General features: G+C 65.6%; 2 protein-coding genes. Both read left to right on the top strand.

Features of this window, described 5'->3' with window-relative positions:
• Positions 1-70 precede the first annotated feature (70 nt).
• Positions 71-1,312, top strand: a complete 1,242-nt coding sequence (gene istA, locus AC5Y31_RS21760; RefSeq protein WP_499982966.1) for an IS21 family transposase — start codon at positions 71-73, stop codon at positions 1,310-1,312.
• A gap of 2 nt (positions 1,313-1,314) precedes the next feature.
• Positions 1,315-2,097, top strand: coding sequence for an IS21-like element helper ATPase IstB (gene istB / locus AC5Y31_RS21755; protein WP_499982963.1), 783 nt, complete (start codon positions 1,315-1,317; stop codon positions 2,095-2,097).
• Positions 2,098-2,160 lie beyond the last annotated feature (63 nt).

Here is a 2,160-nt window from a genome sequence, read left to right as displayed (position 1 = left end):
TGTTGACGACGGTTGAAAACCGGGCCAGTCGCGACGGTTGAAAAGTAGGCCACCCAATCAGATTGGATGGGTGATCTCCTTGGAAGACTGGGCCTTGATCCGGCATCTTCACCGCAGCGAAGGATTGTCGCAGCGCGCTATCGCGCGGCAACTGGGCGTCGCGCGGGACACGGTGGCCAATGCGCTGGCCAGCGATGGCCCGCCGAAGTATGAGCGGGCGGCGGGGCCGTCGGCGATCAACGCGGTGGAGCCGCGGATTCGGGCGCTGTTGTCGGCCTATCCCCAGATGCCGGCGACGGTGATCGCCGAGCGGGTCGGGTGGACCGGCTCGATCTCGTGGTTTCGGGAGCGGGTCCGGGCACTTCGCCCGCAGTATCTGCCTGCTGATCCGGTGGATCGGCTTGAGCATCCACCAGGGCGGGTGGTCCAGTGCGACCTGTGGTTCCCGGCGCCCAAGATTGCCGTCGGGTTCGGCCAGGAGGCGATGCTGCCGGTACTGGTCATGGTGGCTGCGTTTTCCCGGTTCATCGCCGCGGTGATGCTGCCCTCACGCCAGACCATGGACCTGGTTGCCGGGATGTGGCAGCTGCTCTCGCAGAACTTCGCCGCGGTGCCGCACGAGCTGTGGTGGGACAACGAAGCCGGGATCGGGCGGCGAGGCCGGTTGAGCGAGCCGGTGACGGCGTTGATGGGCACCCTGGGGTCGCGGCTGGTGCAACTTAAACCCTATGACCCCGAATCCAAGGGGATGGTAGAGCGAGCCAATCGGTACCTGCAGACCTCGTTCCTGCCCGGCCGCAGCTTCACCTCACCGCAGAACTTCAATGACCAACTCGAGCAATGGCTTCCGACTGCCAATGCGCGTCGGGTCCGAGTGCTCGATGGGCGTCCCATCGATTTTCTCGAGTCCGACCGAGATCACATGCTGGCGCTGCCGCCGGTGGCCCCGGTCGTGGAGTCGGTGACGTCGGTGCGGCTGGGACGCGACTACTACGTGCGGGTGGCTAGCAATGACTACTCCGTAGATCCGAGTGCGATCGGCCAACTCGTCGAGGTAAGCACCACCTTGGCCCAGGTGAAGGTGACCCGATCGGGACGGCTGCTGGCAGCTCACGAGCGCTGCTGGGCGAGGCGACAAACCCTCACCGACCCCGCCCACGTCCAGGCCGCCGCGACGTTGCGCCACCAGTTCCAAGCCGGCCCGCCACCGGCGTCCAGTGACCACCCGGTGCGTGATCTGGCCGACTACGACCGCGCGTTCGGTGTTGACTTCGCGACGCACACGGCCACTTCCGATGGCGAGGTGGCGTGAATATGGCCGAGGATCCGATGAAGGACGTCTTGCACTACGCCCAAGCACTCAAGGCGCCCCGCATCCGCGACTCCGCTGCCCGACTGGCCGAGCAAGCCCGCGACGCCAGCTGGACTCACGAAGAGTATCTAGCAGCGGTGCTGTCGCGGGAGGTCGCCGCCCGCGAGGCCTCCGGTGCAGCGACCCGCATCCGCTCGGCTGGATTCCCGACCCGCAAGTCGTTGGAGGACTTCAACTTCGACCATCAACCCGCACTCAACCGGGACATGATCGCCCACCTAGGTACCGGTGCGTTCCTGGCCAAATCCCGCAACGTGGTGCTGCTAGGCCCACCCGGCACCGGCAAGACCCACCTCGCCATCGGATTGGCCATCAAAGCCGCCCAGGCCGGGCACCGCATCGCATTCGCCACCGCCGTGGATTGGGTCGCCCGGCTCAAGGCCGCACACAACGCCGGCCGACTTCCCGCCGAGCTGGCCAAGCTACGCCGCATCGGCTTACTCGTCGTCGATGAAGTCGGTTACATCCCGTTCGAGCAGGACGCTGCGAACCTGTTCTTCCAGCTGGTCTCCAGCCGCTACGAACACGCCTCGCTGATCCTGACCTCCAACCTGCCGTTCGCCCGCTGGGGAGACGTCTTCGGAGACCAAGTCGTCGCCGCCGCGATGATCGACCGCATCGTGCACCACGCCGACGTCCTGACCCTCAAAGGCTCCAGCTACCGCCTCAAAGACACCGGAATCGACACCTTGCCCTCCGCCAGAGCCGACAACACGGCACAATAACCACGACCACGTGGCCTACTTTTCGACCGTCGCTCCTGGCTTAGTTTTCGACCGTCGTCAACA

The sequence above is a fragment of the Mycobacterium sp. NGS18 genome, assembly GCF_059813185.1.
The sequence above is the reverse complement of the archived record's forward strand: the minus strand, read 5'-3'. Positions and strand labels throughout refer to the sequence as shown.